The 289-nt window shown below is 34.9% G+C and carries 1 protein-coding gene; it reads left to right on the forward strand.

Translation table 11 applies throughout. From position 1 onward, the window contains the following. Positions 1 to 248: hypothetical protein (locus TP70_RS10105; RefSeq protein ID WP_044361421.1), on the forward strand; the 248-nt coding region annotated here is incomplete at its 5' end. Between the last annotated feature and the right edge of the window lie 41 nt (positions 249 to 289).

Raw genomic sequence — 289 nt, forward strand, 5'->3', positions numbered from 1 at the left:
CTTACTTACATGATGCGCTTAAGTTTGTTCTGAAGAATTGTTCTAATGATCTTATTTATGACTTCTATGTCTTTCTAATGTTTGATGAAAGTATTGGTAACCTTGGTTCTGTGATATCGTCTGACGCAATAAATCGCCTAAATGATAAATATGACACTAAATTTGAAGCTGAGTTTGACTTTGATAATGAGAGATTGGAACAGCTGGGGGATTTTGATATTGGATTAATGGATAATCTCCCGTTTTAACGTATGCTTCAAATTGATTTGGTGATAACTTTGCGCGCCCC

The organism is Staphylococcus microti (assembly GCF_000934465.1).
In the GTDB taxonomy this organism is placed as follows: Bacteria; Bacillota; Bacilli; order Staphylococcales; family Staphylococcaceae; genus Staphylococcus; species Staphylococcus microti.